The organism is Pseudomonas sp. 13B_2.1_Bac1 (assembly GCF_025466155.1).
Classification (GTDB): domain Bacteria; phylum Pseudomonadota; class Gammaproteobacteria; order Pseudomonadales; family Pseudomonadaceae; genus Aquipseudomonas; species Aquipseudomonas aylmerensis.
Genome location: NZ_JANLOH010000098.1, coordinates 1 through 6669, shown reverse-complemented (window position 1 = coordinate 6669; position 6669 = coordinate 1). Strand labels below are relative to the sequence as shown.

The following is a 6669-nucleotide window of genomic DNA, read 5'->3' as shown; positions in this document are numbered from 1 at the left end:
GTAAACAACCACAACCCACGATGCGAAGCGAGCCGCTTTTGACCTTGATCTTGATCTAGGCGCCCCATTAAACACGCTGGCCGAACGCAGGCTTGAATCCGTGGGTAACCCGGCAGGACGCCGGGTTAGCCGCCCCGCGCCATGGATGGCGCGTGGCGGCGGCCCACGGATTCAAGCCGGAGTGAGGGCACACCGAGCCTAGGCGAGGTGCCGAGTGTTGGGGCAAGAGCCCTTTTGGTTACTTTTGGGGCTCTTTTCCAAAAGTGACCCGCTGTAAGAGCGGAACCATACGCGGCCATTACCCAAATAACGGATATACACTCAACCTCAATCTCAACGTCCCCCCCCAAACAGCACGTACATCCAATTTTCCCCACCCCCATCCCCCCAAACTCCTCTCACCGCCAAACCATCAAGGCAGAGGGGCACCCATGCACCCAGCACCCAAAACCGGACCCGACGAAGTCGTCACCCTGGTCGTCAAACACCTGATCAAACCCGGCCAGGAAGCCAACTACGAAACCTGGCTACGCCACATCGTACGAATCGCCGGCGCGCGCCCCGGGCACCTCGGCGTCGACGTCGTGCGCAGCAAACAGAACGGCCTGGCGCTGTTCACCTGCGTATTGCGCTACCGCTCCACCGATGACCTGCAAACCTGGCTCGATTCCGCCGAGCGCAAAACCCTCATCGCCGAAGCCACACCCATGCTGGCGGACGGCGACAACACCGAAATCGGCGCGGCCAACGAGTTCTGGTTCACGCCCCTGGCCGACAGCGCCGCCAAGCCGCCGCGCTGGAAGCAGGCGGTGGTCACCCTGTGCGTGATCCTGCCGCTGACCCTGCTGGTGCCCATCGTGTGGGGCCCGGTCCTGCGCCTGCACCCGTTTTTATCCAACTACGTGGTCGCGACCTTCCTGGTGACGCTGACCATCGTGCTGCTGGTGGTCTACCTGCTGATGCCGGCCGCCACCCGCCTGTTCGCTCCCTGGCTTGAAGCCTCAGTAAAGGAAACCCTATGAACGCCGATCTGATTCTGTTCAATGGCCAGTTCCACACCGTGGACCGTGAAAACCCGCGCGCCACCGCCGTCGCTATCCATGAAGGCCGCTTTGTCGTCGTTGGCACCGACGGTGAAGCCCTGGCCCTGCGCGGCAGTGGCACCCAGGTCATCGACCTCAAGGGCCGCACCGTGATTCCCGGCCTCAACGACTCGCACCTGCACCTGATCCGTGGCGGGCTCAACTACAACCTCGAACTGCGTTGGGAAGGCGTGCCGTCGCTGGCCGATGCCTTGCGCATGCTCAAGGACCAGGCTGATCGCACCCCCACGCCGCAATGGGTACGCGTGGTCGGCGGCTGGAACGAATTCCAGTTCGCCGAAAAACGCATGCCCACCCTCGACGAACTCAACCAGGCCGCGCCCGACACGCCGGTGTTCGTGCTGCACCTGTATGACCGCGCCTTGCTCAACCGCGCGGCACTGCGCGTGGCCGGCTATACCAAGGACACGCCGAACCCGCCGGGCGGTGAGATCGTGCGCGACAGTCACGGCAACCCCACCGGCATGCTGGTGGCGCGGCCCAACGCGATGATCCTCTACTCGACCTTGGCCAAAGGCCCGAAACTGCCGCTGGAATACCAGGTCAATTCGACGCGCCAGTTCATGCGGGAACTCAATCGCCTGGGCCTTACCAGCGCCATCGACGCCGGTGGCGGCTTCCAGAACTACCCCGATGACTACGCGGTGATCGAACAACTGGCCAAGGATCAGCAGTTGACGGTCCGCATCGCCTACAACCTGTTCACCCAGAAGCCCAAGGAAGAACTCAGCGACTTCAGGAACTGGACCGGCAGCGTCACCCTGCACCAGGGCGATGACTACCTGCGTCACAACGGCGCCGGCGAGATGCTGGTGTTCTCCGCCGCCGACTTCGAAGACTTCCTCGAGCCGCGTCCCGACTTGCCGCAGAGCATGGAGCAGGAGTTGGAGCCGGTGGTGCGCCATCTGGTGGAGCAGCGCTGGCCGTTCCGCCTGCATGCCACCTATGACGAGTCCATTTCGCGCATGCTCGACGTGTTCGAGAAGGTCAATCGCGACATTCCGTTCAATGGCCTGCCGTGGTTCTTCGACCATGCCGAAACCATCACGCCGAAAAATATCGAGCGCGTGCGCGCCCTCGGCGGCGGTATTGCGATCCAGGACCGCATGGCGTTCCAGGGTGAATACTTTGTCGAGCGCTACGGCGCCAAGGCGGCCGAAGCCACGCCGCCGATCAAGCGCATGCTCGCCGAAGGCGTGCCGGTAGGCGCCGGCACCGATGCCACGCGGGTCTCCAGCTACAACCCGTGGACCTCGCTGTACTGGATGGTCAGCGGCCGCACCGTGGGCGGCCTGGAGCTGCACGCCGAAGGCCTGCCGCGCCTGACTGCGCTGGAACTGTTCACCCATGGCAGCGCCTGGTTCTCGTCCGAGCAAGGCAAGAAGGGCCAGATCAAGGTCGGCCAGTTGGCGGACGTCGCCGCACTCTCGGCGGATTTTTTCAGCGTCGATGAAGAGGCCATCAAATGGATCGAATCGGTGCTGACCGTGGTCGGCGGCAAGGTGGTGTACGGCGCCGGCGACTTCGACGATGTCGCGCCACCGCGTGTGCCGGTGCTGCCGGACTGGTCGCCGGTGGTCAAGGTGCCGGGTCACTGGCGCCCGACTTCACCGGTGCAGGCTCAGGTTCACCAGTGCAGCGGCCCGTGCGGCGTGCATTCCCACAGCCATGAAAAGGCCCGCCTCAGCAGCGTGCCGGTCAGCGACTTCCAGGGTTTCTGGGGCGCGTTTGGCTGCTCGTGTTTTGCTTTTTAAACCCCCGAAGGAGTTAACCCATGACTTACAAGCGCTTGAACAAAGATGACGCGGTGGTGCTGTTGGTGGATCACCAGACCGGCCTGATCTCGCTGGTGCAGGATTTCTCCCCCAACGAGTTCAAGAACAACGTGCTGGCCCTGGCCGATGTGGCGAAGTTCTTCAACCTGCCGACCATCCTGACCACCAGTTTTGAAGGCGGTCCTAACGGCCCACTGGTGCCAGAGCTCAAGGCACTGTTCCCGGACGCGCCGTACATCGCCCGCCCTGGCCAGATCAACGCCTGGGACAACGAAGATTTCGTCAAGGCGGTCAAGGCTACCGGTCGTAAGCAGATCATCATTGCCGGCGTGGTGACGGACGTGTGCGTAGCGTTCCCGACCCTGTGCGCCCTCGACGAAGGCTTCGAGGTGTTCGTGGTCACCGACGCCTCCGGTACTTTCAACGAAACTGTGCAACAAGCCGCCTGGGCCCGTATGACCGCCGCTGGTGCGCAACTGGTGAACTGGTTCGCCGTGGCTTGTGAGCTGCAAGTGGACTGGCGCAACGACATGGAAGGCCTGGCCAACCTGCTGTCGCCGCGCATCCCCAACTACCGCAACCTGATGAACAGCTACTCGGCGTTTACTGCCAAGTAACCGGTTTTCAAGCCTGTAGGTGATCTATGTGGGAGGGGGCTTGCCCCCGATTGCGGTGTATCAGTCAAAGCTATTGAGACTGACACACCGCAATCGGGGGCAAGCCCCCTCCCACATTTGATTTGTGGTGAGGCGACCGACCCGCTATAAATCAGCAAACTGTCCACCGAGAAGCGACAATGAACCCCTTCGAAGACATGCGCCTGTTCTGCCAGGTCATGGAATCCGGTAGCTTCACCGCCGCCGCCGAACAGCTCGGCCTGTCCAAGCAGTTTGTCAGCCGCCGCCTGATCCAGCTGGAAGATCGCCTCGGCGTGCGCCTGCTCAACCGTTCCACCCGCCGCCTGGACGTCACGCCCCTGGGGCAGAGTTACTACGAATCCGCCTTGCGCCTGCTCACCGAAGTCGAGCAAGTGGAGCAGGGCATCGCCGGCCAGAACAGCGAACCGCGCGGCACCCTGCGCCTCAGCGCGCCGTTGTCGTTTGCGATGGCGCACCTGGGCTGCCTGTTGCCGCAGTTTTTGCAGCGCTATCCCCAGGTGTCGGTGGAAGTCGACCTCAGCGACCGCCCGGTGGATTTGATCGGCGAAGGCTACGACCTGGTGCTGCGCATCGGCACCCTGGAAGATTCCACCCTGATTGCCCGCCGTATCGCCAGCATCCCGCGCGTCTACTGCGCCAGCCCGGATTACCTGGCCCTGCGCGGCACCCCGCAGAAACCCGACGATCTCGCCGACCACGACTGCTTGCCCTACGGCCATGGCCGCCAGGTGCAGTGGCGCTTCAAGGGCAAGCTGCAGGCGCTGAACGTCAGCGGGCGCATGCGCGTCAACAATGGTGACCTGCTGCGCGACACCGCGATTGCCGGGCTGGGCGTCACCTACTTGCCGACCTTTATCGTCGGCGAGGCCTTGAAGGACGGGCGCCTGGTAAGCGTGCTGGACGACTTCGCCCCCGAAGCCCTGACGCTGTCGGCGGTGTACCCGCAGCACCGGCAAAGCTCACGGCCCGTCCAGGCGCTGGTGGAGTTCTTGCGCGAACGCCTGGCTAGTGGCTGTTGAACAACTGGCGGATCAGGTTCGGCGTGCTGCCGGTCCAGCGCTTGAATGAGCGTCGGAAGTTGGCCGCGTCGTTGAAATTCAGGTACGCCGCCACTTCCTCATTGCTGTAGCCCTTGACCTGGTACAGGTGCAACGCCACCTGCTTGCGCACGCGATCCACCTGCTGCTGAAAACCGGTGTCGTGCTTGTGCAGTTTGCGCTTGAGGGTCGCCGGGCTCATCGCAAACGCCTGGGCCGCCTGTTCCAGGCTCGGCGGCTGGCGTACGTGATCGCGCAGGTAGTCGTAGAGGCAGTCGAGAAAACTGCCGGCAAAGCCCAAGTGTTCGATCTGCTCGCAGGCCTGGCGACGGGCGACCTGGCCGGCAGTGGCCGAGGCACCCGGCCACGGGTGGGTGAGGTATTCGCGCGGAATGCTGAGCATGTCCAGCGGGCGCGCAAAGCGCGTGCCTTCGCCCAGGTTCACCCAGTATTGCTCGACGTAACGCGGCTCGGCGTGGCTGAAACTGCACGCCCACGGCAGCCGTTGGCCGCTCAGCCATTGGCTCATGGCAACCAGTGAGGTCACGCTGGCCTCCAGCAGGAAACGCCAGTGCTCGCCGGCGCCGCAACTGTCGAGCCAATACAGGTAGGCGTGGTGCTCATCCAGCTCCAGTTGCAGGGTGACCAATGGGCTGAGCAGCACTTGCTGCTGGATGAGGAGTTCGAGTGCCTGGTGCAGATTCTGCGCGTGGCCCAGGGCGTGGCTGGCGGCGCCGTAGTAGCCGGGCAGCAGGCGTTGGCCAAACAGGAAGCTGCTGTCGTCGGCATCCAGCAGTTTGCGACTGTTGCCGATCAGGGCCAGGAACTGCTGCGGGCTCAACCGCGCCTTGCCGGCCAGGATGTCCTCGTGGAACAGCCCGGTGCCGCGCAGCAGGCGATGGCTGTCGATGTCGCGGGACAAGGCCAGGTCGATCAAGGTAGCGGGTTGGTAATGCCCGGGGATAAAGCGCGTGTCGCTTTCATACCAGCTGGTCTTGACGGCCATCTCAGGCACTTTTCGCCAGCGGTTGCTTGGCCCGTGCCAGCGCCAGGTTGAGGCGCTTGAGCAGGTCGTGGGGCGGCTCGTCCAGGGCCATCACCACCGCCGTAGTCGCGGCCAATTGCAGGCGTTCGCCCTGTTGGCGGGTCTTGTGGGCCAGGCCACGCACGGCCTGTTGCAACTCCAGCGCCAGCACCTGGGCCTGGCGTTCGCCGGTGTTGGGCAACAGCACCACAAAACGGTCGCCGGCCAGGCGGCACAGCAAGTCCTGGCGGCGCAGGTTGAGCAACAGCAAATGGCTGAGGGCCTGCAACACCGCGTCGCCCTCGACGTGCCCGAAAGCCTGGTTGATGGCGGCAAAGTTATCCAGGTCCAGGGCCAGCAGTGACAGCGGTTGTTGTTGCTCGCGGCTGTCTTGCAGGCTGTCGGCCAACTGGCGCTTGAGGTAGTCGGCGCCGGCCAGCGGCGTGAGTTTGTCGAACAGCCGATGCTCGCGAAACAGCCGCTCGCGTTTCTCCATTTGCGCGCTGATCGCCAGTTGTTCGCGGTGCCAGTGGTAGATACCGATGGTCAGCAGGATCATGCCCACCGGCATCGGCCCGGACTCCAGCCAGTGGTCCCAGGTGATGCTGTCGGGCAGGCGGATAAATTCGTCGAGGCTGTCGATCCACCAGGAAAAGAAGATGCACGACAGCCCCAGCGCGAGGTAATTGGTGACACGCCCGGCGGGTCGGCTTTTCAGCACCAGGCCCAGCCACACCAGCGCCAACAGGGCCGAGCCGCCTTCGCCGAAAATGTCCAGCCAGGCCCATTCACTGACGTATTTCAACTCGCCGCAGGCCAGGTGCAGGATCAGCCCGAGGTTGGCGGCAACCAGCAGCAGGGCGAGTTTCCAGCGATGGGGTTTGAGCACGGAGAACATGGCCGCGAGTCCTTGGGCAAATGAGCGATGGGCGCCAGCACAGCAGATGAACGTGACGGTTGGATGACGGTGGGGGAGGGTCGAATCAGCTCATGGGATAAATAAAATTTCCCGCCAAACGCCGAACAAATGTGGGAGCGGGGGGGGGGGGGGGGGGGGGGGGGGGGGGGGGG

Annotated in this window: 6 protein-coding genes; 4 read left to right on the top strand and 2 right to left on the bottom strand. The window is 63.6% G+C overall.

What is annotated here, in order from left to right; translation table 11 throughout:
• Positions 1-431 precede the first annotated feature (431 nt).
• The 4 genes from NTD80_RS24275 to NTD80_RS24260 all read left to right on the top strand — a co-directional run bounded on the left by NTD80_RS24275 (position 432) and on the right by NTD80_RS24260 (position 4556).
• Positions 432-1022, top strand: a complete 591-nt coding sequence (locus NTD80_RS24275) for an antibiotic biosynthesis monooxygenase (RefSeq protein ID WP_262135291.1) — start codon at positions 432-434, stop codon at positions 1020-1022.
• Positions 1019-2857 carry an amidohydrolase gene (locus tag NTD80_RS24270; protein WP_065906128.1) on the top strand — a complete coding sequence of 613 codons (1839 nt, stop codon included), beginning with the start codon at positions 1019-1021 and terminating at the stop codon, positions 2855-2857. The genes NTD80_RS24275 and NTD80_RS24270 overlap by 4 nt, the downstream gene beginning before the upstream one ends.
• Before the next feature lie 20 nt (positions 2858-2877).
• The gene (ycaC, locus tag NTD80_RS24265) at positions 2878-3495 is read left to right on the top strand and encodes an isochorismate family cysteine hydrolase YcaC (RefSeq protein ID WP_027607149.1); all 618 of its coding nucleotides are present in this window, start codon (positions 2878-2880) and stop codon (positions 3493-3495) included.
• Positions 3496-3674: 179 nt separating this feature from the next.
• Entirely contained in the window at positions 3675-4556 is an 882-nt protein-coding gene (locus NTD80_RS24260) for a LysR family transcriptional regulator (RefSeq protein WP_120448276.1), read from the top strand.
• Here the strand turns inward: NTD80_RS24260 and NTD80_RS24255 are convergent.
• The gene (locus NTD80_RS24255) at positions 4543-5580 is read right to left on the bottom strand and encodes an AraC family transcriptional regulator (protein WP_262135290.1); all 1038 of its coding nucleotides are present in this window, start codon (positions 5578-5580) and stop codon (positions 4543-4545) included. The two genes, NTD80_RS24260 and NTD80_RS24255, sit on opposite strands and share 14 nt — an antisense overlap.
• A gap of 1 nt (position 5581) precedes the next feature.
• Complete coding sequence (locus NTD80_RS24250; protein WP_262135289.1) at positions 5582-6496, bottom strand: GGDEF domain-containing protein; 915 nt, start codon at positions 6494-6496, stop codon at positions 5582-5584.
• Positions 6497-6669 lie beyond the last annotated feature (173 nt).

Coding starts and splice junctions, on each gene's coding strand:
- NTD80_RS24270 (WP_065906128.1), top strand. CDS start 1,019: ATGAACGCCGATCTGATTCTGTTCAATGGCCAGTTCCACACCGTGGAC.
- NTD80_RS24275 (WP_262135291.1), top strand. CDS start 432: ATGCACCCAGCACCCAAAACCGGACCCGACGAAGTCGTCACCCTGGTC.
- ycaC (WP_027607149.1), top strand. CDS start 2,878: ATGACTTACAAGCGCTTGAACAAAGATGACGCGGTGGTGCTGTTGGTG.
- NTD80_RS24255 (WP_262135290.1), bottom strand. CDS start 5,580: ATGGCCGTCAAGACCAGCTGGTATGAAAGCGACACGCGCTTTATCCCC.
- NTD80_RS24260 (WP_120448276.1), top strand. CDS start 3,675: ATGAACCCCTTCGAAGACATGCGCCTGTTCTGCCAGGTCATGGAATCC.
- NTD80_RS24250 (WP_262135289.1), bottom strand. CDS start 6,496: ATGTTCTCCGTGCTCAAACCCCATCGCTGGAAACTCGCCCTGCTGCTG.